The organism is Streptomyces sp. NPDC046915 (assembly GCF_040644935.1).
Classification (GTDB): domain Bacteria; phylum Actinomycetota; class Actinomycetes; order Streptomycetales; family Streptomycetaceae; genus Streptomyces.
This window is the reverse complement of record NZ_JBEYXB010000009.1, coordinates 1-24,823: the sequence shown is the minus strand read 5'-3', so window position 1 is coordinate 24,823 and position 24,823 is coordinate 1. Positions and strand designations below refer to the sequence as shown.

The window sequence follows — 24,823 nt, the reverse complement described above, 5'->3', positions numbered from 1 at the left end:
AAAAGGACTTGCGCAGGGCTGAAGGAGCGGCGACGCGCGCGGCAAGCGTTTCCGGCCTCGGTTACCGACCGCACGGGGTCGGCAGTTGTCACCCGGTCGGCAGGTCGACCAGGAAGCGTGCCCCGGAGGTGTACCCGGGCTCGTGGGACACCTCACCGCCGACGGCGCGGGCCAGGCGCCGGGCGAGCGGCAGTCCGAGGCCTGCGCCGTCGTGACCGTCGTCGGGGTCGGCGCGGCGGCCGGGCTGGAAGAGCGCGCCGACGAACGCCGCGGGCACGCCGGGACCGTCGTCGGTGACGTGGATCCGCACGCCGCCGGGCCCTTGCCACGAGGACACGGTCACCCTGGAGCGGGCATAGCGGATCGCGTTCGTGAGCAGCGGGCTGACGATGCGTTCGAGCAGAGCGGGCGCGATGCCGGCCGTCAGCTCGGGATCGGTCACCTCGACGACGGCCTTCACCCGCTCCGGTGCGCCGAGGTTGTCGACCAGCCGGCACAGTACGGGTACGACGGCCGTGGCGCCGGGGGCCGTGGAGGCGTCCTGCGCGCGATCGCGGGCGTCGTCCAGCAGCGTGTCGCAGATGGTGCGCATGGACTGGGCGGCCTCGGCGATCACCTCGTGGGTGGCGGTGGTCTCCGCGGCGGAGCGCGGGCGGGCCCGCCACCAGTCGAGCTCGATGATGATCCGGGTGAGCGGTGTGCGCAGTTCGTGGGACAACTCGCCGGTCAGCTGCTGCTCGTGGCGCAGTACGGTGCGTATGCGGTTCAGCAGCGCGTCCAACGAGCTGCCAAGGCGGGCCAGTTCGGCCGGATGGGCCTCGGCGCCGAAGCGCTGGTCGGAGCCGATGGCGCTCCACTGGGTGGCCTGGTCGGTCATGGTGCGCACGGGGCGCAGCGCACGGCCGACGGCCAGGCGGGTCAGCGCGTAGGTGCATACGAGCATGACCGCGTCCAGGATCACGGAACCCAGCAGCAGCATGGTCGCCGAGTTGCGGTAGGGGGCGAGGTCCAGGGCGGTCACGATGGTGGCGCTGCTGCGGTGACCGGGCACGGGCCGGGAACACAGGCGGACGGGGTGAGGGCTTTTGGCCTCGACGGTCATGCAGAGCCCGTGCGCTTGTGCGGCGAGCCGGTCGGCGGCCCAGGTCAGCCTGCCGTCCGCCGAGGCCGACGGCGGCTTCTCCAGCAGGTGGGTTCCGGCGTAGATCCACACGTTCGCGTCGAGGAGACGGTCGTTGACGGACTCCACGATCCGCACCCGGGGACCGCCGACGTCGACGGTCGTGGCGACGGCGGCGGAACGACTGCGCAGTTCGTCGTCCGCCAGATGCCGCAGGTGCCGGTCCACCACGGTGTTGAACACCACGGTCAGGACCGTCATCAGGAGTGCGGCGGTGGTCAGCGCCACGAGCGAGAGCCGGCCGCGCAGGGTACGCGGAGCCAGGCGCCGCAGGAGACGGTTCATGACAGCCGGTGGCCGATCCCGCGCGCCGTTCGCAGACTGAGGCCGCTGCCCGCCTCGCGCAGTTTGCGGCGCAGGCGGCTCAGGTACTGGTCCAGGGTGTTGTCGCTGACCTGTGCGCCGTCCGGCCAGGCGGCCCTGACCAGGTCGCGACGGGCCACGATGCCGCCGTCCGCGGCCACGAGCGTGGCCAGCAGACGGAACTCGGTCGGCGACAGGTCGACGTCGGCATCGCCGACACACGCGCTGTGCCGGGTCGCGTCCAGGACCAGATCTCCGGCCGTGGCCACGGCCGATGACGCGGCGCGTTTGAGTGTGGCCCGCAGCCGGGCGACGAGTTCGGCGAGATGGAACGGCTTGGGAAGGTAGTCGTCGCCCCCGGCGGAGAACCCGGACAGCCGGTCGGTGAGGTGGTGGCGGGCCGTCAGGAAGATGATCGGGGCGCCGAACCCGTTGGCGCGCATCGCCTGGCACACGTCCCGGCCGTCCGCGTCGGGCAGCCCGACGTCCAGGACGACCGCGCCGATGCCGTCGGCGACCAGCCGCAGGGCGGTGGCGCCGTCGGCGGCGAGCACGGGCTCGAAACCCTCCTCGGCGAGGCCACGGCGCAGCACGTCACGCAGGGCATGATCGTCCTCAACGACCAGGATCTTGTGACGCATGGTCCTCCGTCGGATCATCGGCCGTACGGGCCCTGCCTGAGAAGAACGACTCGGGCAGCCACCGGGCCATCGCCCACAGCCACACGCCGAGCCACCCGATGGCGAACAGCCAGCCCCCGACGACATCGGTGAACCAGTGCACGCCGAGATAGATCCGGGAGAGACCGACCAGCACGCCCCAGCACCCGATGACGACGCCGAGCCAGGCGCCGCCGCGCGGAGCGCGCACCGAGACCGCGACGATCAGCAGCCCGGCGGTGAGGGCCGCCGTGGTGGTGTGCCCCGACGGAAACGCCCACCCGCTGGCATGGGCTGCCCAGTCGGCGTGCACCGGACGTGGCCGGTGGACGAGTGTCATCACCCCGCGCCGCGCCGCCTGACCGGCTCCCAGACAGGCGAGGCTCAACGCGGCCGCCAGCAGCCGCTCCCGCGTGCTGCGTCCTGCCACCGCACCGGCCAGCGCCGCGAGAGCGTAGGGGACGACCCCGGTCCCGGTATCCGTCACCCCCCTGGCCAGAGCCAGGGCCACCACGGGGCGATGGCCGACCGACCAGGCCAGGAACCCGTTGTCCAGCCACAACGGAACACCATGTCGGCCCACCACGACCGCGCACAGCACCCCGAACGCCGTCCACGCGCCGAGAGCGATGCTGCCGGCCAGGTCGGCGGCGTAACGCCGGTTCATGAGACCGTCAGCAGCGGCCGCAGGCGTTCCGCCACCGGAGCCCCGAGGCCCGACCAGGCGATGATCACCCGCGTCCCCCCTCGGACCCGGCCGCCCGGCGGGCCCGGTACACCTCGGAAGCGACGGGGACCAGCGACACGACGACGATCAGCGCCACAAGCGGCAGAAGGTATCGGTCGACATTCGGGATCGACGAGCCCAGCGCATACCCCGCGAGGGTGAGGCCGACGCTCCACACGAGCCCGCCGACGACCTGCCAGAGCGTGAACGTCCGCAGGGGAACCTCCAGCGCGCCCGCCATCGGATTGAGTACCGTCCGCACCACCGGCACGAAGCGGGCCAGCACGATGGCCTTCGCATATCCGTACCGTTCGAGCAGTTCCTCGGCGCGCTTCATGCCCTCGTGCAGTCGCTGCGAGCGACCGCGTGCCAGCAGCGCTCCGCCCGCCTTCCGGCCGAGCACATATCCGCACTGCGCCCCGGCCAGCGCTCCTGCCGCAGCCGCCACGAGCAAGGGTCCCAGGGACAGGTGCACACTGCCTTCGGCCGTACTCGTGCACAGCAGGCCGGCCGTGAAGAGCAGGGAGTCCCCCGGGAGGAAGAACCCCACCAGCAGTCCCGTCTCGGCGAACATCACCACTCCTACGCCCAGCACGCCGAAGGCCGCCAGCAGTGAATGGGCGTCGAGCACGTTCACGGCCAGCTGCGAGGCGGCGTGGATCGGTGCGGTCATGGACGATGGCCCCTTCCGGTGGACAACTTCGACTTCACGCAAGTCACCAGTCGACTACAGTCCTGTAGACGTTGTCTGGAACTCTAGCCGATCGCACGGGGCCATCCGTTCCCGTCACCGCCTCGCCCTCGCCTATCACCCGCTCAAATGGCCTGACCAGGGATTTTGTCGAGGCGTTCAGATTGCTGTCAGGTCGGTCTCGCACATGTGAAACTCCTGCACCAGAAGCCCCAAAACAATCGCAAAGGCATCTGTGGCACCAGGAGTTCACCATGTCATCGTGCGGGCCATGACCACAGCGCGCCTCCTCGACGACCGCCCCCTTGCTTCCGTCCGTGCCATGGCGAACAAGGTGCCGGAAGTGACCGTCTACTTCTGGATCATCAAGGTGCTCACCACCGGAATGGGCGAGACCGCCTCTGACCTTCTGGCCCGTGTGCTCGGCCCGGTGCCGGCGGTCGCGCTCGGTGGTCTCGCTCTGGCGGCATCCCTCGTCGTGCAGTTCGCCGTCCGCCGTTACGTCGCCTGGGTGTACTGGACCGCCGTCGTCATGGTCAGCGTGTTCGGCACGATGGCCGCCGACGTCCTGCACGTCGGTCTCGGCGTGCCCTACACGGTGTCCACGCCGCTCTTCCTCGCCGCGCTGGCCGCCGTCTTCGCCCTCTGGTACGCCGTCGAGCGGACCCTGTCCATCCATGGCATCCGGACCCGCCGCCGCGAGGTCTTCTACTGGGCAGCCGTCCTCGCCACCTTCGCCCTCGGCACCGCGGCCGGCGACCTGACCGCCACCATCGGCTTCGGCTACCTCGGATCGGTCGTCCTCTTCGCCGTCGCGATCTGCGTACCCGCGGTCGCCCACCGCTTCGCCGCCCTGAACGCCGTGCCCGCCTTCTGGACGGCCTACGTCATCACCCGCCCCCTCGGCGCTTCCCTCGCCGACTGGATGGCGCTCGGGCACGCCCGGGGCGGGCTCGGGTTCGGGCTGGCACCGGTGACCCTCGCTTGGACGGCGGCCATCGTCTGTTTCGTGGGCTACCTGGCCTTCTCCCGCCGGGACCAGGCGCAGCCAGGTCATATGTGAAGCCCGCCCGGTGTCAGTGCCCCTGGTTACGCTTCGGGCGCTGACAGCCCGGCAGACGCCGGGCGCTCGTGACGAAGGGGGCGCCGTGAGTTTCCACATGCATCTGCGTGCCGTCCAGGACTCGGAGGTCAGGCTCGATCACGCCTGGCTGATGGAGTTCATGGGGGCTGCCTGGGACTGGGACGTCCGTCAGGCGGAGCACGACGCGGGGATCGCGGAGTTCATCGAGAAGGACTTCAGTTCGGTGCACGACCTCTGCGAGGCGGGCAGTGATCTGTCCCAGGGGCAAGGTGGCACATGGGAGCTGCCCGTATTCGGCGGTGACATCGTCCACGACCCTGACGACGTGCAACCGCCCTTCGTCCACCTGGCCCCGGACGCGGTGCGGCGAGCGTCAGCTTTCCTCGCCGACGTCCCCTTCGACGTCCTCTGGGCGGCGGCGGGCCCCAAGCTGCACGCGGCGTTCGGTCCCGGGTGGGCCGAAGGGGACGTCAGGGACATCTACGTACGGCACCATGCGGGCCTCCGCGACTTCTACCAGCGCGCCGCCACGGCTGGAAGGGCAGTGGTCAAGGCGTTCTGGTACTAGGGCCCGCCCTCGAACATCACCTCCCGATGGATCACGGTCGGTCAGGCGGCCGCCACCGCCTGCACCGCCGGTTTCCGTACGACCCGGCGGGCCGTCAGCAGGCTGGTGCCCAGGGTGGCCGCCGTGGCGACCGCCACCACCGCGAGCCAGATGCCGGGACCCGCGTGGGGCAGCACGTGTCCGGCGCGGACCATGGTGAAGGGGATGATCCCGGCCAGCGCGGTCAGGGTGCCCAGCAGAACCCCGGTCGCCGTCACCATCACACCCTCGGCCGCCACCGTCGCCAGCACCTGTCCCGGGGTCCCGCCCGCCAGCCGCTGCTGCCCGAACTCGCGTCCGCGGTACGACGTCGCGGCGTAGATCGAGTTGACCAGCATCACGCAGACGAACACCACGACGATGCCGACGACGGCGAGGTTGACGCTCTGAAGGGTCTTGGCGTCGATCGACCGGACCGTACCGGAGGCTGTGAGGGCGTCGGTCTCCACGGTCTGGGCGTAGAGGGTCACGGTGGCGACGGCCGTGAACAGGACGACCGAGGTCAGGATCCCGGCCAGGTGGTCGGCCCGCCGCCGCACGGTGCGCACGGCCAGCCAGCCGCTCGCGCCGTCGAGAGGCAGCCGCTTCAGCAGCCCCCTGAGCAGCAGGGGCGCCAGCAGGGCGCAGCCCACCGACAGCAGGATCGCCCCGTAAGCCGGCGTCGCCATCAGCCATTCGTCGGTCGCGGGGAACGTGTACGTGGAGAGCACCGACCCGGCACCGCCGGCCAGGGCCGCGCAGGCGAGGAGCGCACGCGCCCGGCGGTGCTCCGCGCCCGGCCGTGTCGCCCGCCGTACGGCGAGGAAGGCCGCCCCCGCTGCCGCGAGCAGGGTGACGCCGGTGCCGGAGAGCAAGGCGATGGGGCCGAAGCGGTAGGCGACGTCGTGCGGCACCTGCCCGTTGTCCTGGAACACGCCCAACAGCGCCCGCCCGCCGGCCATCGCCGGACCGATCGCCAGCAGGCTGCCCGCCAGCGCCACGGCCACCGCCTCACCCACGACCATCCCGGTCATCTGCCCCGGAGTGGCCCCCGAACAGCGCAGCAGCATGAGCTCGGCCGACCGCTGCCGCACGTTCACGGTCAGCGTCGAGGCGATGGCGAAGAACACCAGCAAGGCGCCGTAGCCGCCGACGACACTCGACGCGGTGCCCAGCGAATCGGCGCTCACCCGGTCGATGCCCGGCTGGGCGGCCGTGTCGTGCAGCGAGGCGAACACCATCACGACGGCCGCGCCGAGGAAGGCGGCCAGCAAGGTCGCGAGAAAGCGGCCCGGGCGGTGCCGGACGGACTTCACAGCCAGCGTCAGCATCGCTCACACCTCCGCCGGAACGTCGTCGCCCAGATGCGCCAGCCGCTCGGCGACCGCGTCCGCCGTGGGCTGCCGCAGCTCTCCTGCCACACGGCCGTCCGCCAGGAACACCACCGCGTCGGCGTAGGAGGCGGCCACCGGGTCGTGCGTCACCATCACCACGGTCCGTTCGTGCACCCGTACCGCCTCCTGGAGCAGCCGCAGCACCTCCCGCGCGCTCCGCGTGTCGAGCGCGCCGGTGGGCTCGTCCGCGAGGATCACCCGAGGCTCGGTCACCAGTGCCCGGGCGATCGCCACCCGCTGACGCTGACCGCCGGACAGCTGGTCGGGCCGGTGCCGCAACCGGTCACCGAGTCCGACCAGGTGCAGGACCTCCTGGACCCGCTCCGGGACGACGCTCCGTCCGGCGAGCTTCAGGGGCAGCACCGTGTTCTCGGCGACGGTCAGCGTCTCCAGCAGGTTGTAGTCCTGGAAGACGAAACCGATGCGATCCCGCCGGAACCGCGTCAGCTCCGCCTCGGTACCGCCGGTCATCTCCACGCCGTCGACCCGCACGATGCCCCGGTCGGGCCGGTCGAGACCGGCGGCGCACCGCAGCAGCGTGGACTTTCCGGAACCCGAGGGTCCCATCACCGCGGTGAACGTGCCGCGCCGCAGCCGTAGCGAGACCCCGTCCAGCGCGGTCACGGCACTGTCGCCGGTACCGTGCGTCTTGGTCACCTTCACCAGCCATAACGCGTCGGAAGCAGGTGCCGTGACCTGCCGGTGGCGTGAACCTGCGCGCAACATCGTCATCACTCTCCGTCCGGACGTCTTGTGCTCCGCGCACGACGCTACGGGCGCCTCGGCCGCCGCACACGGGTCCCAGAACCCGTCTACAAGGGTGTAGTCAGCACCACCACGGGCAAGTGTGCCGGACGGTCACCGGAGCGGCGGTCGCACGCGACTGGAGGCGGACTGGAGTCAAGTGGGTCACGAGGCCCGGAACGGGCGGGCTACTCGTGCTCCCGGCCGGCCATGCCGGCCATGAGCGCCTGGTGGCTGCGGCGGACGTGTTCGCGCATCGCGCGTTCCGCGCCGTCGCCGTCCTTGGCCAGGATGAGGTCTACGACGCGGTGGTGCTCGTGGTCGGACTCGGTCAGGCGGCCGGGCTGTGCCAGGGACGTGCGGACCAGGCGCGCGTACGCCAGCTGGTTCATGAGCGTGCGGTAGTGCGCCTCCAGCTTGGAGTTGTCGGCGCCGACGACGATCAGCTCGTGGAACTCGTGGACCGACCGCGCGTACCGCTCGGCGTCCCCCGCTCGGACGGCGTCGTCCGCCTCCCGCAGGGTGGCTTCCAGGCGGTCCACCTCGGGCACCCGGCCGCGGAGGGCGAGCAGCCGGGCCGCTGCCCCCTCCAGCAGCTCCTTCATCTGGAACAGTTCGGTGATCTCGCGCCGTGACGGGACGGCGACGAACGTGCCGACCCTGGGCCGTACCTCCACAAGGCCCTCGATCTGGAGCTGCTTGAGAGCCTCACGGATCGGTGTGCGGCTGACGCCGAAGGTCTCCGACAGGGTCATCTCGGAGAGACTGGAGCCCGGCCGCAGCTCACCGCTGATGATCATCTGGCGCAGCTCTTCGGCGACCCGGGCCTGCATGCTCTTCTGTTGCAGGCGCTTGGTGGCCCGCCCCGTGGGTTCTTGCATGGTACGTGACGCTAGTGGTGCTATACGTCGGCGTCAACCTGCCGTGCTCCAGCTCATGTGCCATGCAAGAGACGGTTCATGATCGCAGGACGAACGGATCGCCGACGGGTTCCTCACTGGTGTTGATCCACACGCTCTTGAGCCGCGTGTACTCCCGCATGACCTCGGTGCCGTGCTCGACGCCCGTGCCACTGCTGCGGAATCCCGAGCGCGGCGACATCGGCGACATCGACCGGTAGGTGTTGGCCCACACCGTGCCGGCTTCCAGGCGGGCCGCCATGCGGTGGACGCGGTTGACGTCGCGCGTCCACACGCCCGCCGCCAGCCCGTACACCGAGTCGTTGGCGATCGCCAGCGCCTCCTCCTCGGACGCGAACGGCATGACCGTGGCGACCGGCCCGAAGATCTCCTCCTGGCAGATGCGCATCGAGTTGTCCGTGCCGGTGAAGACCGTGGGGGAGTAGAACCAGCCGCCGAGGCCGCCGGTGTCGGGCCGGGCCCCGCCGACGGCCACCTTCCCGCCCTCGGCCAGCCCCAGCTTCACATACGACTCGACCTTCGCCAGCTGCTCCGCCAGAGCCAGCGGGCCCAGTTCCGTCGCCTCGTCGAGCGGGTCGCCGATGCGGATGGTCGCGGCGCGCGCGACGACCCGTTCCAGGATCTCGTCGTACACGTCCTCGTGGACCAGGACCCGGCTGCCCGCCACGCAGGTCTGGCCGGCGGCGGCGAAGACGCCCGCGACCACGCCCATGGCCGCGGAGGGCAGATCGGCGTCGGGGAAGACGATGTTCGGGGACTTGCCGCCGAGTTCGAGGGTGCAGCGCACGAAGCGGTCGGCGCAGGTGCGGGCGATACGGCGGCCGGTCTCGGTGGAGCCGGTGAAGGTCACCTTGGCCACGTCGGGGTGCTCGGTGAGCGGGGCGCCCGCGGTGGCGCCGAAGCCGGTGACGACGTTGACCACGCCCGGCGGGAAACCGGCCTTCTCGAAGAGCGGGGCGAGGGCCAGCAGGGACGCCGAGGTGTGCTCGGACGGCTTGACCACCACCGTGTTGCCGGCCGCCAGCGCGGGGGCGAGCTTCGTCGCGGTGAGCAGGAGCGGCGAGTTCCACGGAGTGATCGCGCCGACCACGCCGACCGGTTCGCGCAGGGTGTAGTTGAGCAGGTCACGGCTGGCGCCGGGGACGACCTCTCCGTGGATCTTGTCGGCGAGCCCGGCGTAGTAGTGGAAGTACTCGGGCAGGCCGGCCAGTTGGGCGCGCATCTCGCGCAACAGCTTGCCGTTGTCGAGGGTTTCGGTACGGGCCAGTTCCTCGGCGTGCTCGCCGATCAGGTCGGCGAGGTTGCGCAGCAGTCGGCCGCGGCGGGTCTGGCTGAGATCGCGCCACCGGGCGTCCTCGAAAGCGGTACGGGCGGCGGCGACGGCCCGGTCGACGTCCTCGGCGGTGCCGCTCGCGGCCTCGTACCAGGGTTCGGCGGTGGTGGGGTTGAGGCTCGCGAAGTACTCGCCGGAGGCGGGGGCGGACCACTCGCCGGAGATGTAGTGCTGGTGACGCGGCAGGGTGCTCATACGGGGTGACTCTCCTGTGCGGTCCGTGCGGCGGGCGATCCGATGTGCTGGAGGATCGCGTCGTTGAGGGCTTCGGGGCATTCCAGGGGCAGCAGATGGCGCGCACCGGGCACGACCATGGCACGGCCGTTCGGAATGCGCGAGGCCAGCCGGCGGGACATCTGCGGAGTCGAGCCCGGATCGTCGGAGCCCGTCACGGCGAGGGTGGGGGCGGTGATCCGGGGCAGCTCCGGCCACAGCGCGGCGTCGGCGGTGGCGAACACGTCGTAGCAGGCGAGGTACGAGGTCCGGTCGTTGCTCAGCAGCCGGTCCAGGACGGTCCCGGCGAGCGCCGGCTCGCGTTCCCGCCACTCGGGCGAGAACCACCGCTCGACCGCCGCCCGCGCCGAGCCGGCGAAGTCCTCGCGGGCCCGCGCGCGGCGCAGGGCCACCGCCGCGCGCTCCGTGTCCGACCGGCCGGCGACCGAGCTGACCAGCGTGAGGGAAGCGGTCGAGCGCGGCGCGGCGAGCGCCAGGTGCTGGGCGACCAGCGCGCCCAGGGAGAAGCCCACGAGGTGCGCGGGGCCGTCGAGCAGCGCCGCCACGTCCGCCGCGAGGTCGTCCAGCCGGACACCGAGGGCGGCGGGCGGCGAGCCGCCGTGCCCGCGCAGGTCGGCCACGGTCACCCGATGGTCCGCGGCCAGGGCGGGCACGCAGCGCTCCCACATCGTCCCGTCCAGGCCCACACCGTGCAGCAGCACGATGTGGGCACCGCGGCCGTACGTCGCGTGGCTCAGCGGTACGGGCGCCGGTGACAGCCGCATCGCCGTCACTTCTCCGTCGACAACGGGGCCAGCCGGGCCTGCGGGCGGCCCTGGGCGGCAGCGGCGAGTCCGATGACGATCTCGTCGGCGCGGGGACCGTCCGGGACGCGCGCCTCGATGCTCTGGTGGTGGGAGCGGACGGTCGCGTCGGTGACGTGCTTGAGGGGGATGTCGAAGACGGTGCCGGCTCCCGCCCGCTTCTCCACGGCGGGCAGCAGGGTCGTCGCGTTCGCCGCCTTGCGGAAGTGGTCGCCGAACTTCAGGGTGTGGATCAGTGCCGAGCCGTGCTCGACCTCCCCGTCCAGACCCACGATCGCGGCCTTGCCGTACGCCTCCACGGGCGCGCCGAGCGCCTCGACCACGCGCGGGGCGAGCAGCTCGCCCAGCTTCGGGGCGACCTCGTCGATGCCGGGCAGCAGGTCCGCCACGAAACCCCGTCCCGCCCAGGGGTTCTCGATCACGGCGAGGACCACCGCCGTACGGGCGGGCGGGTCGACGGGGCGGCCGCCCTCGGAGTGGATGTCCTCCGTGAAGGTGATGATCTTGCGGACGTTCATCGGGCGTTCTCCAGGTCGGCGAGGCGGACGACGGGGTCGGTACGGCGGTCCCCGATCCGGGCGTTGGGGCGGGGGCCGGACGAGGCGGCGGCGATCACCACGATCTCGTCGGGGCGGGGCGCGTCCGGGATCCGGATCTGGACGGTCTGGTAGTGCGAGCGGGTCGCGGCGGCCGTCTTGTGCCACAGCGGCACGGTGAGCGGCTCGCCGGCGGGCAGCCGGTCGTCGTTGAAGACGATGATCGAGGTGCCCTCGGTCAGCTCGCGCAGGACGTTGCCGAAGTACGGGGTGTGGATCAGCGCCCCGCCGTGTTCGATCTCCCCGTCCAGGCCGATCACGGCCGCCTTGCCGAAGGCCTCGATCCGCTCCTCGCCGCCCAAGGCCTCGAGCAGGCTGCCGGTCAGCAGCCGCGCCAACTCCGGAGCGACGGCCTCGACCTCGGGCTGGAGGTCGGCGACGAAGCCGCGCCCGGCCCACGGGTTGCGGATCACGGCGGCCGCGGCGACCCGCCGTACCGGAGTGGCCACCGGACGGCCGAGCTCCAGCAGCACCTCGTCGACGACGGTCACGATCTTCCGGATGCCCGCGCTCATACGGCGAACTCCGGCATGACCTTCTCCGCGAAGAGCTCCAGGCTGCGCATCGCCTTGCGGTGCTCGAGCCCGGGGTGCGTGGTCCACAGCAGCAGATGCTCCAGGCCCACCTCGTCGCGCAGCTCGGCCACCTTCTCGGCGACGTACTCCGGCGTGCCCACCAGCAGGTTCCTGCTCTGGAGGAAGTCGAAGGAGAGCTCGTGCGCGTCGGTGAGCTCCTCACCCGCCTCCATCAGGTTGGCGAGGCCACGCCAGTGCATGATCCACCGGTACGTCGTCATCAGCGCCTCCTCGAAGTCGGCGCGCGCCTGCTCCATGGTGTCGGCGACGTACACGTCCCGGACCAGGCCGATGCCCTCACCGAGCGCGTACTCCCGGCCGGAGGCCTCGCTCGCGGTGTCGCGGTACAGCTCGAAGCGCTCCTTCAGCGCGGAGACCGGCGGCAGCCAGAACATGCCCTGCACGCCGTCCGCGGCCGCGGCCTGGATGGAGCGGGGGCTGTCGATGACCTGCCACAGCGGCGGGTGCGGTCGCTGGAGCGGGAACGGCGTGACCTGCATCTTCGTGATCACGCCGTCGGTCGTGTAGGCGTCCGTGGCGGGGGAGAGCGGGTGGTTCCACTTCACGCCGGGGGCGGGGAACTCGTAGAAGCGGCCCTGGTGGGAGAAGAACTCGCCGCTCCAGGCCTTGCGCAGGATCTCCACCGTCTCGTCGTACAGCGCCCGGCTCTGCTCCTGGTCGCGCGGGTCGGCGAGGGCGTTCAGGTTGAGGGCCTCGCGGCCGTAGAGGCCGCGGCCGAGGCCCACCTCGACACGGCCGCCGGAGAGCTGGTCGAGCATCGCGATGTCCTCGGCGAGCCGCAGCGGATGCCAGAAGGTGGCGATGCTCGCGGCCTGGCCGATGCGGATGCGTTCGGTGCGGGCGGCGATGTCGGCGCCCATGAGAACCGGGTTCGGGGTGATCTCGATCGCCTCGTGCCCGAAGTGGTGCTCGGTGTACCAGGTGGACCAGAACCCGGCCCGCTCCGCCGCGATCGCGAACTCCCGGGCTTCGTCCATGACTTGGGCGTACTCGCCGAGCCGTCCGGGCGCTCCGAGGTTGTGGAATATCGAGAACCGCATCGAGTGTCCTTTCCGCAACGGCTGTGCCATGCAAGCGAGGCTAGGAGGGTGGGTGGGGCCCGTCAAGGGTCGACCCCGATAAGACGATGTCGACCTTCGTCTGACCTTCGTATTTGACCTCATCGCCAGGTAGCTCAAGCTTTTTCGGTGGGAGGTGTTGACACCGCCTTACCCCCTCCCTACCGTCCTCTGCCATACAAGAGCTGACCGATGGGACCGATATGACCCACACTCTTGGCCACGCCCCCGTCGACCGGACGTCCCGGATCCGCTCCATCTGGCGGGCCGCCTGGGACCAGGGGGAGGTGGACGCCCTCGACAACCTGCTCAGCCCCACCTACGTCCGCCGCCGGGGTCCCGCCGGCACGGCTCAGGACCGCGACCAGCTCAAGGACTCCATCCGGGCCGTGCGTGAGGCCTTTCCCGACCTGCACACCGACATCGAGGACGTCGTCGAGGACGGCGACCGGCTCGCGATCCGCTGGCGCAGCACCGGCCGGCACACCGGCACCTTCCTGGGCGTGCCGCCCACGGGGCGGCCCGTCGAGGTGTCCGGCGCGACCTTCGCACGCTTCGACGGAGCGGCGGTGGCCGAGGAATGGGTGACCTTCGACTCCCGGCAACTGCTGGAGGCGCTGGGGATCATCACCACCGCGCAGCGGGCCGCCGTCGATCCCGACCTGGTCCGCGGAGTGCACCGCAAGTTCATCACCGGTGTGACCGTGGTGACCACGGACGACGACGGCTCCCCGCGGGGGCTGGCCGTCAACGCCTTCTCCAGCATCTCCCTCGACCCGCCGATGGTCCTCGTCTGCGTCCAGCGCACTTCGTCCACCCATCCCGCGCTGCACCGGGCGAGCCACCTGGGCATCAGCATCCTGGCCGCCGACCAGCTCGACGTCGCCAAGACCTTCGCCTCCAAGGCGGACGACAAGTTCGCCCACCTGGCGTGGACACCGGGCGCGTACGGCTCACCGCTCATCGACGGATCCTGCGCCCAGCTGGAGGTGGAGATCGGGGAGCGGCTGGAAGCGGGCAGCCACACCGTCTTCACCGGCCGGGTCGTGTCCGCCCGTCACGACGACCTCGCCCCGCTGGTCTACAGCGGGGGCGGCTTCTTCGACATCTCGCGCACGGCACCATTGCCGTGGTGATCACAGACTCCCCGCACGGCACCACCGTTCGACGTCACGTCCCCAGGAGCACTCCATGAGCCATGAAGCACCGGTGCCCGTGTACGGCAGCGCGGTCGCCAAGGTCGAACCGTTCGGGGTCGACCACATCCCCGACAACGAGCGGCACGGCAAACCCAGTTCGCAGTTCTTCGTCTGGTTCGCCGCCGGTCTGAACTTCCCCATCATCCTGCTCGGCTTCAGCGCCGCCTGGTTCGGACTGAGCTTCGCCGCGGCCACCGTCGCCATCGTCGTCGGCGCCGCGCTCGGCTCGCTGCTGATGGCCGTCATGTCCCGCATGGGCGTACGACTCGGGGTTCCCCAGCAGATCCAGGCCCGCGGCCCGCTCGGGTTCTTCGGCAACTTCCTGCCCGTGGCCTACATCAACGTCTTCGCCGGCGTCGGCTGGGCCGCCGTCACGGTCATCCTCGGCGGCAAGGCGTTCGCCGGGCTGACCCATCTGCCGTACTGGCTGTGCGCCGGGGTGCTCACGCTGATCGAGCTGGTCGTGGCCGTCTACGGCTACAACATGATCAACTACCTCCAGAAGGTGCTGACCTACGTCCTCACCCCGCTGTTCCTGCTGATCACCGTCGTGGCCGTGGTGCGCGGCGGAAGCTTCTTCCACGCCAACGCCGGCGCCGACGGGTACATCGGCTCCACCGGCGGCCTGGTCACCTTCGGCGGCTGGTTCCTGTCCTTCCTCGTGGCCTGGGCGCCGTTCGCCTCGGACTACTCGCGCTACCTCCCGGACACCCCCGACGTCGTCACCCGCACCGCCTGGTACACGGGGCTCGGCAACTTCGTCACCATCTGCTGGCTGGGCATTCTGGGCGTGGTCGTCGGTGGCAGCGCGAGCAGCTCGGACTCGATCACCGCGCTGCACGAACTGGCCGGCCCCTTCGCCGTGCCCGCCCTGCTGGCCGTCGGCCTCTCCGCGCTGGCACAGAACTTCCTCAACGTCTACGGCGGCGCGATCTCCGTGCAGACCCTGAAGATCCCGGTCACCCGTTCCCAGGCGGTCGTCGCGATCTGCGTGCTGGCGTACGCGATCAGCCTGTGGGGCGAGTCGGGCACGGAGGCCAAGTTCAAGGTGTTCCTCAACCTGACCGCCTACTTCATCGCGCCGTTCGCCGCGGTGCTGCTGCTCGACTACTACCTGGGCGGCCGCTCCGACGCCAGCCGGATCACCGAGCTCTACGACCGCTCCCGGGTGCTGGACTGGGGCTTCGTGGCCTGGGCGGGCGGTGTCGCGGCGTCGGTGCCGTTCTGGCAGTCGAACTTCTACACCGGCCCGTTCTCGAAGGCGTTCCCGGGCGCCGGCGACCTGAGCATGTTCGTCGCCGCCGGGGCGGGCGTGATGATCTACCTGCTGACCTACCGCCTCAAGCCGCTGTGGGTGAGGGGTGACTCGGGCGGCGCGCGGAAGGGCCCTGCCAAACACGCGTCCGCCGTGGTTTCCTGACCGGTGACCAGCAGCCGGACGCCGTCTCTTCGGGGGCGGCGTCCGGCTTCGGGTGTCATCGCTCGGCGGACACGAGGGAAGATGGTTGTCGTTCGCAGTTGTGATCACGGAATCGCGGCGGCACCGGCACGGAACTAGGATCGGCCCCAGCGCCCGGATCACAGCGCCATGAGGGACTGCCCCAGCCGGACACCCCGCAGGAGGTCCGCGATGGCGACGTTGCTGTCCGTCAACGTGGGGATGCCCAAGGACGTCTCCTGGCAGGGACGGACCGTCCTCACCGGAGCCTGGAAGGCTCCTGTACAGGGCCCCCGCATGGTCCGGCGGCTGAACGTCGACGGAGACGGTCAGGGAGATCTGGCCGGGCACGGCGGTGAAATCCGTGCCGTCCTCGTCTATCAGGTGCAGTCCTACCAGTACTGGCGGAAGCACCTCGGCCGCGACGACCTGACCTTCGGGATCTTCGGGGAGAACTTCACCGTCGACGGCCTGCCCGACGACGAAGTGTGCATCGGCGACCGGTACCGCATCGGCGAAGCCGAATTCGAGGTCACCCAGCCCCGCGTCACCTGCTATCGAGTCGGCATGCGCCTGGGCGAACCCACCATGGCCTCCCTGCTGGTGGCCCACCACCGCCCCGGCTTCTACCTGCGTGTGATCACCGAGGGACGCGTCCAGGCCGGCGACGAGATCACCCTCACCCGCAAGGGCCCGCAAGAGCTCAGCGTCGCCGACACCGACGCACTGCTCTACCTCCCCGACCACGACCCCGCGAAGCTGCGCAGAGCGCTGAACATTCCCGCCCTCAGCCCCGGATGGCAGCAGTCCTTCCGCGAACTCGCCGGCGCTCAGCCGCCCCGACAGGAACCGGGATGGCCGGGTTTCAAGACCATGCGCGTCGCCCGTGTCGTCCCCGAGACCCCCACCGTCTCATCGATCTACCTCGACACCACCGACGGCACGCGCCTGCCCGAAGCCCGCCCCGGCCAGTACCTCTCCCTCCGCCTCGCCGTCGGTGAAGCCGCCCCGGCGGTGCGCAGCTACTCCCTGTCCTCCACCCCCACGGCCGGCACGTACCGCATCAGCGTCAAGCACGAGCCCCGCGGGAAGGTCAGCGGTTACCTCCACGCCACCGTACGTCCCGAGGATCTCGTGGACGTCGCCAGTCCCCGCGGAACATTCGTGCTCGAGGAATCCACCCGCCCGGTGGTCCTCATCTCCGCGGGGATCGGCGCCACACCCGTACTGGCCATGCTCCACCGACTCGCCGCCGTACGAGACCCACGCCCCGTCTGGTGGATCCACACCGCCCACGACCGCGCCCACCACGTCTTCGCGGACGAGGCCCATGACTTGCTGGCGCAACTCCCCGACGCGCACGAGCACATCTACTACACCGCCGAGGCCGCACCACATCCCGACGAGCCGCACATCACCCGGGGCCGCCCGACCGCCCGATCACTGAAGGCCATGGGCATCCCCACCGACGCCGACGCCTACCTCTGCGGACCATCCGCCTTCATGGACGACCTCGTCGGCTTCCTGCGCGATCTCGGCCTGAGCCCCGAGCACATCCACACCGAGCAGTTCAGCGCCCTGCCGGCCATCAACCCCGGCGTCACCACCACCGCGGCCGCCATCCGGCCACATCAACCCCCCGGTCCACCGGGGACCGGCCCCCTCGTCACCTTCGCCCGCAGCGGCATCACCACCCCGTGGTCACCCGCACACACGTCACTCCTCGATCTCGCCGAAGCCTGCGACATTCCCACGCGATGGTCCTGCCGCACCGGCGTCTGCCACACCTGCGTCACCCACCTCGTGGCAGGCGACATCACCTACACCACCCCACCCCTCGAACTCACCGAAGCCGGCACCGTCCTCATCTGTTGCAGCGCACCGACGACCGAAGTCGTCCTCGACCTCTAGCGACGAGCAACCGTACGGCGGGCTCGGCCGTCAGCGAGATCCGGCGGGTGGCCGCTGTACATTCGTCGAGGGCGAGGCGGGCCGATTCCGAGCCTTGCCCATACCTGAGGAGATGGTGGAGATAACCACGCAGGCGGGCGCCGCCGCGCGGTCCCGCGCACCCCTGAGCAAGGAGCGGGTTCTGAGCGCCGCCGTCGCGTTGGCCGACGAAGGCGGGGTCGACGCGCTCAGCATGCGCAAGATCGCGCAGGCGCTCGGTGTCGTGCCTATGGCGCTGTACAAGCACGTGGCCAACAAGAACGAGTTGCTGGACGGCATGATCGACGTCCTCGTGGGCGAGATCGACCCACCGGCAGCCGACACCGACTGGAAGACCGCCATCCGCCGGCGGGTGCTGTCCGCCCGCCGCATGCTGCTGCGCCACCCGTGGGCGCCCGGAGTCATCGAGTCGCGGATGAAGGCGCGGGCCACGCCGACCCCCGCGGTCATGGAGTACCTGGACTCGATGATCGGGATCTTCCGGGCCGGGGGGTTCTCGATCGACCTCGTCCATCACGCGATGCACGTCATGGGCAGCCGCCTGCTGGGCTTTTCCCAGGAGTTGTTCGAGGACGGCTCCGACCGTGAGCCGGATCCGGACGCGATGCCGCCCGAGGAGATGGCCGCGCGCTACCCGCACCTCACCGAACTGGCCATGGCGGTCGCCCACGACGGGGAGTCCGTCGTCGGTTCGGGCTGCGACGACCAGTTCGAGTTCGAGTTCGCTCTGGACCTGACCCTGGACGGCCTGGAGCGGCTCCGGGGCACGACCTGACCGACGGGCCGAGAACCCCGGCAACACCTGCTTGCGTTCTCCGGCTCCGCTCCTCCTCGCCCCTTGACGAGTGTACGCCGTACACCTACCGTGCCACTCACAGGTGTACGGCGTACACCTGTGTCCGCTGTGAGCGGCGATGGATCCCGAGGGGATGGGGGAGACCCGATGAAGGCAGTCGTTCAGGACCGGTTCGGACCGCCGGACAGCCTGGAGTTGACGGACACCGACCGGCCTGAGCCCGGGGCCGACCAGGTGCTGATACGGGTGCGTGCCGCCGCGCTGAACCCCTATGACTGGCACATGATGCGCGGCGATCCGTACGTGGCGCGGCTGATGGGAGGCGTGGGGCTGACCCGGCCCAAGATCCGGGTGGCCGGGATCGACGCGGCCGGCCAGGTGGAGGCGGTCGGCACCGACGTCCGAGGGCTCCGGCCCGGCGACGAGGTACTCGGCTTCTGCCCGGGCTCCTTCGCCGAGTACGCGTGCACCACCGCGGATCTGCTGGTGCCCAAGCCCGCGAGCCTGACCTTCGAGCAGGCCGCGGCCGTGCCGATGGGGGCGGTGACCGCCCTGCGCGGCATCCGGACCGTGGGCCGGGTGCAGGCCGGGCAGCGGGTGCTGATCAACGGAGCCGCCGGTGGCGTGGGCACGTTCGCCGTACAGATCGCCGCGGCCTTGGACGCGGAGGTCACCGCGGTGTGCAGCGCCCGCAACGCCGACCTGGTGCGGTCACTGGGCGCCGCGCGCGTCGTCGACTACAGCCGGGAGGATTTCACCGACCGGCGCACGCACTACGACGTGATCCTGGACAACGTGGGCAACCGCCCGCTGAAGCGGCTGCGCCGGGCGCTCACCCCGACAGGGACCCTGGTGGCCAACGGCGGCGGTTCGCCCGGCCGTGTATTCGGGGCGGTGGGTTCCATGCTGCGACTGGTGGCGGTCAACGCGTTCGTCCGGCAGCGACTGCGCCCGATCCTCCCGGCCGCCCCGGCCGGACCGACCCACGAGGATCTGCTCGCCGTCACCGCGCTCATCGAAACCGGCAAGCTCACCCCGGTCGTCGACCGGACCTACCCCCTGGCCGACGCGGCCGAGGGCGTACGCCATGTGGAGCACGGCCACGCCCGCGGCAAGGCGGTGATCGCCGTGTCGTGATCGGCACCGACCGTGCGGTGTCAGCCCTGTGAGGTCACCCTGGGGTCTTGTCACTGTCACTGTCACTGTCACGGCCCTCGGCCAGGCGCAGTGTGACCAGGGCCGCCAGCCCTGCCGTGATGCCGAAGGTGAGGGCGGCAGGGACGCCGTAGCCGAGGTTCGAGAACAGGTGCACGGGCCCCCAGATGCCGGAAGTGTCGTCCGTCGCCATGCGGAGCACTTGGCTCGCAAGCAGTCCCAGCACGGTGGCGCAGACCGCGCCCGCCGCCATCGCCGGCACCGTGGTCCGGGTGAGCAGTCCGGGCAGCAGCCGCAGCGTCCACCACACCACGGCCAGCATGAGCACGTCGGCGGCCCGGTACAGCAGCCAGTCGCCGAGCGGCGAGTTCGCCGGGCCCGCCCAGCCGCCGAGCAGCAGCCACTGGCGCAGCAGGTCGCCGGGCTCGGACAGCAGCCCTCCGCCGCCGAACGAGGTCTGGATCCAGGCCGCCACCGAATCGTACGAGAGGATCACCAGCGACACTGCGACCACCGCGGTACCGGCGCTCGCGGCCAGACGGGCGGCGCGCGGCGGCACACTCTGCCGGGGCAGCGGGTCCGCGCCCTTGGCGGTGACACGCGCCACGAGCACCGTGAGCGGGGCGGTCAACAGCGCTGCGAACACCGTGACCGGCCCACTCGACGCGATCACACCCGCCAGCTGCGGCAGCACCCGGTAACTGCCGTGCCCCCAGGACGCGATCAGCCACGGCGCGGAGACCGCCACGGCCAGTGTTCCGGCCACCGGGCCCCAGGCCCACAGCGCGAGCAGCGTGCCCGGCGTACGGCCCTGCGTCGGCGGAATCCTGCGGACCAGGAGCAGCGCGCCGGCCAGGAAGAACACGAAGACCGCCACGAATCTGATCTGCATCGCGGTGCTGTACAGATCGGCGTACTGGGTGCCTCCGCCGAAGGCCGTGTCCGCGCCCGTACCCGCGGGCCTTTCGGGCAGCAGCGTCGCTGGGGGGTCGTACGACCAGGGCGCGAGCCAGCGCCGGAGTTCGCTGACGGACTGAATGTCGAACACGCTCGTGCTGCCGGGCAGTCGCAGTGCCTGCGCGCTCGCCCCCGCCCACCACAGCAACAGCGTGATCAGCAGGCCGCCGACCAGTGCTGGTATCACCGCGCGCCGATATGTCATGTGCCTTCCCCCGCCTCGGTCCTGCATCCGTGAATGATCCGATCAGCGGAAGAGTAGGGGGTCATGATCGCGTGCGGCACGCTTAGGTGGTCATGGGTGTGCGATGTCGGTGATGACCTGGTCGTACCGTCGAACGTTCCCGGTGAATGTCATGCTCGGGTACTTCTGCCGCAGACGGGCCACGGCCGCGTCGACGTAGGCCCACATGTCACCGGGGTCGGAGTGGGCTTCGAAGGTGGCCTGAGCCACCCATTCGCCTTCGTCGGTGGCCACGTAGGCTTCGTACTTCTGCTCTTCGGTGGTGACGGCCATGGGTGTGTCGGTCTCCTGGTTCGTGGCCTGCCGGGTGTCTGCGCTCTTCTCGTCCGTGGTGTCGGCTGCCTGCGCTGTCCCTGCTCCGGTGAGCAGCGCTGCCGCCGCGGCCGTGCCGGCGGCGCCCAGAACGGTCCGCCGGGAAATCTCTGACACGGTTCCCCCTGCGTTGGCACCCTCCCGGTGAGGGTCCGCGGCCGACCATACAGTCAAGTCCCGTTAAAGGGGGCGCAGTTGGCAGATAAATGCTTCCTCTGTTGGATCAGCCGGTCCGGCGGGCGCCGGACGGTGGCGGTGTCAGTCCTGCGAACACGATGGTGAGCATGCGGGAGCGCACCTGGTCGTCCAGACTCGCGCGGGCGACGGCGCGCGATGCGCCGACCAACAGGGCGTAGACCTCGGGCAGTTCGACATCGTTTCGCACGGCGCCTGCCTTCTGGGCGCGGTGGAGGAGCTCTCCCACCGCTCGACGCAGAGCCTGCGAGGCTTCGGCGGCCTCGCCGTCGTCGGTGCCGCCCGCCTCCAACAAGGCTTCCGCTATGGCGATCTTCGTCTTGGCGTCCGCGACCAGATGGCGGAAGAACCCGAAGAACGCCTCGCCCGGGTCCTGGTCGCCCAGCCGCGCCTCGGCCTCGGCCCGCAGCCGGTCGAAGTGCCTGACGAGCACGGCCTCCAACAGGGCTGCCTTGGTGGGGAAGTTCCGGAAGACCGTGGCGATCCCGACCCCCGCAAGGCGCGCCACGTCCTCGGTCGAAGCCGACTTTCCGCCCTGGCCGAAGACGTCCTCGGCGACATCGAGGATGCGCTCACGGTTGGCCCGTGCGTCGGACCGCTGCGGCATGGGACCTCTTCTCCTCGTGTGCACACTGGCTACCGGAGTGGCGACTCCATATACTGCGGAGTCGTCACTCCGGATCGTAGCGGACCCGATGAGGGCTCCGCCGAGGAGGTTCCCCTTGACCGAGCACCGCAGCCCACGTGAAGTCTTCCTCGCCCTTGTCAACGGCGTGTCGGAAGGCCGCTGGGAGGAACTGCCCGAGCTCTACGCCGAGCACACCGACGTACTGCACCCTTTTGACCCGCTGCGCGCCCCGGCTCTGCGCACCCGCGAGGAACTGCGCGAGCACTTCGCCCCCACGGACACCGGCCACCACCTCATCCGCCGCCCGGCGAACATCACCGTCCACGAGACCCTCGACCCGGAGGTCATCGTCGCGGAGTTCGAGTACGAAGGCACTGTCGCCGAAACCGGCGAGGAGTTCGCTCTCCCCGGCATCTTCGTCATGCGGGTGCGCGACGGCCGGATCGTAAGCTCCCGCGACTACTTCGACCATCTCAGCGCGGCCAGGATCCGCGGTGGCCTGGACCCGCTGCTCGCCGCTTTCCGCGGCGACACCCGGTAACGAAGAACCCGGCGCCGGTTCCGTAGCCCCTGACAATTCAGCCGCCCACCGGTGTGTGAGGTCCGTCCCGTCACCTCACATTCCGAACGACTGCGTTGTCGTACAGGGCAGACGGAACGGAGGAAGCCGATGAGCGACTTTCAAGCGATTGCCGACCGCGTGGAGATCGAGGCGCTGCGGGGCGAGTTCACCGATGCGGCGATGATGCGCGACCGCGCCCGCCTCGCGTCGCTGTTCACACCGGACGGCGTGCTGCGGATGCCCAACATCCCCATCGAGTTGACGGGGCGGGAGGAGATCCGCACGGGGGGCGAGCGACTACAGGCGCAGTGGGACTTCTTCGTGCAGAACACGCATCCGGGCACGATCCAGATCGACGGCGACACCGCGACCGGCCGCGCGTACATGCAGGAGATCGCGCGTGCGCTGGACGGCCGTCAGGGGCTCAACTACGCCATCTACCACGACCGTTACCGGCGTACCCCGGACGGCTGGAGGTTCACCGAGCGGGTCTACGAGGTCAGATACCTCGACACCACCCCGCTGGCGGGCTCGGCGCCGCGCGCGGAGGGCGCGCCTGGCACACCACACGCGACCCAGGAGACTCGATGACCATCTCGACTTCGACGACACCGTTCACCGACCCGGCACCCGCGGACCGCTTGGAGCGGGCGGCCACCGCGCTGGCGGCGCACAACTTCACGGTCGAGATCCTCGATGACGCCGTAGCCGCGCGTGCCCGCGTCAAGGAGCTGATACCGGAGAACGCCGGCGTGTTCACCGCGGCCAGCGAGACTCTCCGGCTGTCCGGCATCGACGACGACATCAACACCAGCGGCCGGTACCGGGCCGTCAAGCCCCGCGCGATGGCCATGGACCGGGCCACCGAGGCGGACGGCATCCGGCGGTTGGTCGCCGGCCCGGACGTCGTCGTGGGGAGCGTCAACGCGCTCACCGAGACCGGCTCCCTCGTAATCGCCTCGGCCTCCGGAAGCCAGTTGCCCGCGTTCGCCGGCGGGGCCGGCCGCGCGATCTGGATCGTCGGGGCGCAGAAGGTCGTACCCGACCTGAGCACCGCGCTGCGACGCATCGAGGAGCACGCCCTCCCGCTGGAATCCGCCCGCGCCCAGGTGGCCTACGGTCAGCCCAGCGTCATCAACCAACTCCTGGTCCTCAACGCGGAAACCCGTCTCTGCCAGGGCATCGTTCTGCTGCTCCGCGAGGCCATCGGCTTCTGAGCAGGTGCGGCGACTTCGACGTGGTCCTCGCCGGCGGCGGCGTCAGCGAGGACCACGTCTGGGGCCGAGCTGATCAAATACCGTCGGTCAGGGTGATGAAGTCGTCGTCCGCTTGGCCGTCTCCGGCACGTAGAAGGGGCCTCTGCGGCGCCCGGGTCGGCTGAGCCACAGTTCCGCGTGCCTTCGTCAAGGGAGCTGTGATCCGATCGCCTCGGCGGCGTCTCAGCCCTCGAAGAGAGGATCGTAGGGTTCGCCCTCCGGCGTGAAGATGAGGACGAAGTCCTTTCCGACTCCGAGCGCCACCTCCCGCAAGCGGGCCAAGGCGTCTCCTTCGGCAGCCAGAGCGAGGCCCAGGGCAGCGGCGGCACGGTCCCGCTGGGCGAAGAGGTCCGGCATGTCCTCGAGGTACTCGGCCGCGAGCTCGCGGCTTTCCTCGACGGTGAACGTCTGGCAGTCGCGCCACCACGGGACGACCAGCAGGAGCCGCAGGAGTTCGGGCAGGCCGATCGCAACGAGCGCCGCACCTCCCTCAGAGTCCGCGTACAGCACGGGGCGTTCCTCACCGCCCTCTCCGCAGAAGAAGAAGGTGCCCCCGGCTCCGTCGCCGGCGAATCCCTCCAGCGCGGCACCCGACGCGAGATGGACTTCCTCGACATGGTCCCGTCGCTCCAGGTCGAAATCGCCCGGCCAAGCGAGGAATCGGGCGGCTTCGTCCTGCTCGCGGACGGCAGCGATCAACGATTTCATGCGCGGAACCTTACGCCCGCTTGTCATGTCGGCGTACGGCCGCGCATCCAGGTGTCAGCAGCCTCCACGAAGGAGTGGGGGCTGCGGAGTCACTTCTGGGCGGCCAGGTACTCGTTGATCTTTTCGCGCATGAACACGGAGGACTCCTTGGCGCGTTCCTCCCAGGCGAAGACGCAGGCGGTGAGGGTGCCGTCGAAGCCGTGGGTGTGCAGTGCGCGGAAGAGTTCGTCGAAGTCGACTTCGCCCTGGCCGATGTCGAGGTGCTGGTGGATGCGGGCGGGGGTGCCGGGTGGGTTGAGGATGTAGCGGTTGCCGGAGGAGGCGGTGTGGTCGAGGGCGTCGGCGAGGTGGACGTGGGTGAGGAGGTCGCCGGCGTGTTCGATGATGCCGGGGGCGTCGTCGCCGATGTGGAAGGTGTGGGGGGCGCAGTAGAGGAAGGTGACGTGGGGGTGGTTGATGCCCCGGATGAGGTTGACCGCGTCGTGGCCGTTCTCGATGAAGTCGTCGGGGTGCGG

Annotated in this window: 27 protein-coding genes; 10 read left to right on the top strand and 17 right to left on the bottom strand. The window is 70.4% G+C overall.

Features of this window, described 5'->3' with window-relative positions:
• Positions 1-88 precede the first annotated feature (88 nt).
• The 4 genes from ABZ915_RS23580 to ABZ915_RS23565 all read right to left on the bottom strand — a co-directional run bounded on the left by ABZ915_RS23580 (position 89) and on the right by ABZ915_RS23565 (position 3,542).
• The gene (locus tag ABZ915_RS23580; RefSeq protein ID WP_361806413.1) at positions 89-1,465 is read right to left on the bottom strand and encodes a HAMP domain-containing sensor histidine kinase; all 1,377 of its coding nucleotides are present in this window, start codon (positions 1,463-1,465) and stop codon (positions 89-91) included.
• On the bottom strand, positions 1,462-2,124 hold the full coding sequence (locus tag ABZ915_RS23575) for a response regulator transcription factor (protein ID WP_361806410.1): 663 nt from the start codon (positions 2,122-2,124) through the stop codon (positions 1,462-1,464). The genes ABZ915_RS23580 and ABZ915_RS23575 overlap by 4 nt, the downstream gene beginning before the upstream one ends.
• Positions 2,099-2,809 (bottom strand): phosphatase PAP2 family protein, encoded by a 711-nt coding sequence (locus ABZ915_RS23570; protein WP_361806407.1) that lies wholly within the window; start codon positions 2,807-2,809, stop codon positions 2,099-2,101. Before ABZ915_RS23570 ends, ABZ915_RS23575 begins: the two co-directional genes overlap by 26 nt.
• Before the next feature lie 64 nt (positions 2,810-2,873).
• The gene (locus ABZ915_RS23565; RefSeq protein ID WP_361806404.1) at positions 2,874-3,542 is read right to left on the bottom strand and encodes a DedA family protein; all 669 of its coding nucleotides are present in this window, start codon (positions 3,540-3,542) and stop codon (positions 2,874-2,876) included.
• A gap of 289 nt (positions 3,543-3,831) precedes the next feature.
• Here ABZ915_RS23565 and ABZ915_RS23560 point away from each other — a divergent pair, with 289 nt between their 5' ends.
• Both ABZ915_RS23560 and ABZ915_RS23555 read left to right on the top strand, forming a co-directional pair.
• Positions 3,832-4,623: a hypothetical protein gene (locus ABZ915_RS23560; protein ID WP_361806401.1), complete on the top strand. Its 792-nt coding sequence runs from the start codon at positions 3,832-3,834 to the stop codon at positions 4,621-4,623.
• An 85-nt stretch (positions 4,624-4,708) separates the two neighbouring features.
• The gene (locus tag ABZ915_RS23555; RefSeq protein ID WP_361806398.1) at positions 4,709-5,212 is read left to right on the top strand and encodes a DUF1877 family protein; all 504 of its coding nucleotides are present in this window, start codon (positions 4,709-4,711) and stop codon (positions 5,210-5,212) included.
• Positions 5,213-5,253: 41 nt separating this feature from the next.
• Here the strand turns inward: ABZ915_RS23555 and ABZ915_RS23550 are convergent, their stop codons facing one another.
• From ABZ915_RS23550 to ABZ915_RS23515, 8 genes are all read right to left on the bottom strand, one after another.
• Positions 5,254-6,561 (bottom strand): FtsX-like permease family protein, encoded by a 1,308-nt coding sequence (locus ABZ915_RS23550; RefSeq protein ID WP_361806395.1) that lies wholly within the window; start codon positions 6,559-6,561, stop codon positions 5,254-5,256.
• A gap of 3 nt (positions 6,562-6,564) precedes the next feature.
• Entirely contained in the window at positions 6,565-7,356 is a 792-nt protein-coding gene (locus ABZ915_RS23545; RefSeq protein WP_361806392.1) for an ABC transporter ATP-binding protein, read from the bottom strand.
• A gap of 200 nt (positions 7,357-7,556) precedes the next feature.
• Positions 7,557-8,249, bottom strand: coding sequence for a GntR family transcriptional regulator (locus tag ABZ915_RS23540; RefSeq protein WP_361806389.1), 693 nt, complete (start codon positions 8,247-8,249; stop codon positions 7,557-7,559).
• A gap of 76 nt (positions 8,250-8,325) precedes the next feature.
• The gene (locus ABZ915_RS23535) at positions 8,326-9,816 is read right to left on the bottom strand and encodes an aldehyde dehydrogenase (RefSeq protein WP_361806386.1); all 1,491 of its coding nucleotides are present in this window, start codon (positions 9,814-9,816) and stop codon (positions 8,326-8,328) included.
• The gene (locus ABZ915_RS23530) at positions 9,813-10,619 is read right to left on the bottom strand and encodes an alpha/beta hydrolase (protein ID WP_361806383.1); all 807 of its coding nucleotides are present in this window, start codon (positions 10,617-10,619) and stop codon (positions 9,813-9,815) included. The genes ABZ915_RS23535 and ABZ915_RS23530 overlap by 4 nt, the downstream gene beginning before the upstream one ends.
• 5 nt (positions 10,620-10,624) lie before the next feature.
• Complete coding sequence (locus tag ABZ915_RS23525) at positions 10,625-11,176, bottom strand: amino acid synthesis family protein (protein WP_361806380.1); 552 nt, start codon at positions 11,174-11,176, stop codon at positions 10,625-10,627.
• Positions 11,173-11,769 (bottom strand): amino acid synthesis family protein, encoded by a 597-nt coding sequence (locus ABZ915_RS23520; RefSeq protein WP_361806377.1) that lies wholly within the window; start codon positions 11,767-11,769, stop codon positions 11,173-11,175. The genes ABZ915_RS23525 and ABZ915_RS23520 overlap by 4 nt, the downstream gene beginning before the upstream one ends.
• Positions 11,766-12,890: an LLM class flavin-dependent oxidoreductase gene (locus tag ABZ915_RS23515; RefSeq protein ID WP_361806374.1), complete on the bottom strand. Its 1,125-nt coding sequence runs from the start codon at positions 12,888-12,890 to the stop codon at positions 11,766-11,768. The genes ABZ915_RS23520 and ABZ915_RS23515 overlap by 4 nt, the downstream gene beginning before the upstream one ends.
• A 221-nt stretch (positions 12,891-13,111) precedes the next feature.
• Here ABZ915_RS23515 and ABZ915_RS23510 point away from each other — a divergent pair, with 221 nt between their 5' ends.
• The 5 genes from ABZ915_RS23510 to ABZ915_RS23490 all read left to right on the top strand — a co-directional run bounded on the left by ABZ915_RS23510 (position 13,112) and on the right by ABZ915_RS23490 (position 19,428).
• Complete coding sequence (locus ABZ915_RS23510; RefSeq protein ID WP_361806371.1) at positions 13,112-14,044, top strand: flavin reductase; 933 nt, start codon at positions 13,112-13,114, stop codon at positions 14,042-14,044.
• Positions 14,045-14,099: 55 nt separating this feature from the next.
• Positions 14,100-15,527, top strand: a complete 1,428-nt coding sequence (locus ABZ915_RS23505; protein WP_361806368.1) for a cytosine permease — start codon at positions 14,100-14,102, stop codon at positions 15,525-15,527.
• A 210-nt stretch (positions 15,528-15,737) separates the two neighbouring features.
• Entirely contained in the window at positions 15,738-17,456 is a 1,719-nt protein-coding gene (locus ABZ915_RS23500) for an MOSC and FAD-binding oxidoreductase domain-containing protein (protein WP_361806365.1), read from the top strand.
• Between the two features lie 112 nt (positions 17,457-17,568).
• The gene (locus tag ABZ915_RS23495) at positions 17,569-18,270 is read left to right on the top strand and encodes a TetR/AcrR family transcriptional regulator C-terminal domain-containing protein (protein WP_361806362.1); all 702 of its coding nucleotides are present in this window, start codon (positions 17,569-17,571) and stop codon (positions 18,268-18,270) included.
• Positions 18,271-18,438: 168 nt separating this feature from the next.
• Positions 18,439-19,428 (top strand): NAD(P)-dependent alcohol dehydrogenase, encoded by a 990-nt coding sequence (locus ABZ915_RS23490; RefSeq protein ID WP_361806359.1) that lies wholly within the window; start codon positions 18,439-18,441, stop codon positions 19,426-19,428.
• A 34-nt stretch (positions 19,429-19,462) separates the two neighbouring features.
• Here ABZ915_RS23490 and ABZ915_RS23485 read toward each other — a convergent pair whose 3' ends face one another.
• The 3 genes from ABZ915_RS23485 to ABZ915_RS23475 all read right to left on the bottom strand — a co-directional run bounded on the left by ABZ915_RS23485 (position 19,463) and on the right by ABZ915_RS23475 (position 21,761).
• The gene (locus ABZ915_RS23485) at positions 19,463-20,608 is read right to left on the bottom strand and encodes a hypothetical protein (protein ID WP_361806356.1); all 1,146 of its coding nucleotides are present in this window, start codon (positions 20,606-20,608) and stop codon (positions 19,463-19,465) included.
• A 90-nt stretch (positions 20,609-20,698) separates the two neighbouring features.
• Positions 20,699-21,076: a hypothetical protein gene (locus ABZ915_RS23480; protein WP_361806353.1), complete on the bottom strand. Its 378-nt coding sequence runs from the start codon at positions 21,074-21,076 to the stop codon at positions 20,699-20,701.
• A gap of 106 nt (positions 21,077-21,182) precedes the next feature.
• Positions 21,183-21,761 carry a TetR/AcrR family transcriptional regulator gene (locus ABZ915_RS23475; protein ID WP_361806350.1) on the bottom strand — a complete coding sequence of 193 codons (579 nt, stop codon included), beginning with the start codon at positions 21,759-21,761 and terminating at the stop codon, positions 21,183-21,185.
• 115 nt (positions 21,762-21,876) lie between these two features.
• Here ABZ915_RS23475 and ABZ915_RS23470 point away from each other — a divergent pair, with 115 nt between their 5' ends.
• The 3 genes from ABZ915_RS23470 (at position 21,877) to ABZ915_RS23460 (ending at position 23,561) form a co-directional block, all read left to right on the top strand.
• Positions 21,877-22,323 carry a nuclear transport factor 2 family protein gene (locus ABZ915_RS23470; RefSeq protein ID WP_361806347.1) on the top strand — a complete coding sequence of 149 codons (447 nt, stop codon included), beginning with the start codon at positions 21,877-21,879 and terminating at the stop codon, positions 22,321-22,323.
• A 129-nt stretch (positions 22,324-22,452) separates the two neighbouring features.
• Positions 22,453-22,935, top strand: a complete 483-nt coding sequence (locus ABZ915_RS23465) for a nuclear transport factor 2 family protein (protein ID WP_361806344.1) — start codon at positions 22,453-22,455, stop codon at positions 22,933-22,935.
• Entirely contained in the window at positions 22,932-23,561 is a 630-nt protein-coding gene (locus ABZ915_RS23460; protein WP_361806341.1) for an LUD domain-containing protein, read from the top strand. The genes ABZ915_RS23465 and ABZ915_RS23460 overlap by 4 nt, the downstream gene beginning before the upstream one ends.
• 222 nt (positions 23,562-23,783) lie before the next feature.
• Here the strand turns inward: ABZ915_RS23460 and ABZ915_RS23455 are convergent, their stop codons facing one another.
• Both ABZ915_RS23455 and ABZ915_RS23450 read right to left on the bottom strand, forming a co-directional pair.
• Entirely contained in the window at positions 23,784-24,308 is a 525-nt protein-coding gene (locus ABZ915_RS23455; protein WP_361806338.1) for a hypothetical protein, read from the bottom strand.
• Between the two features lie 89 nt (positions 24,309-24,397).
• The coding region (locus tag ABZ915_RS23450; protein ID WP_361806335.1) for a sugar phosphate isomerase/epimerase at positions 24,398-24,823 on the bottom strand (426 nt) is incomplete at its 5' end.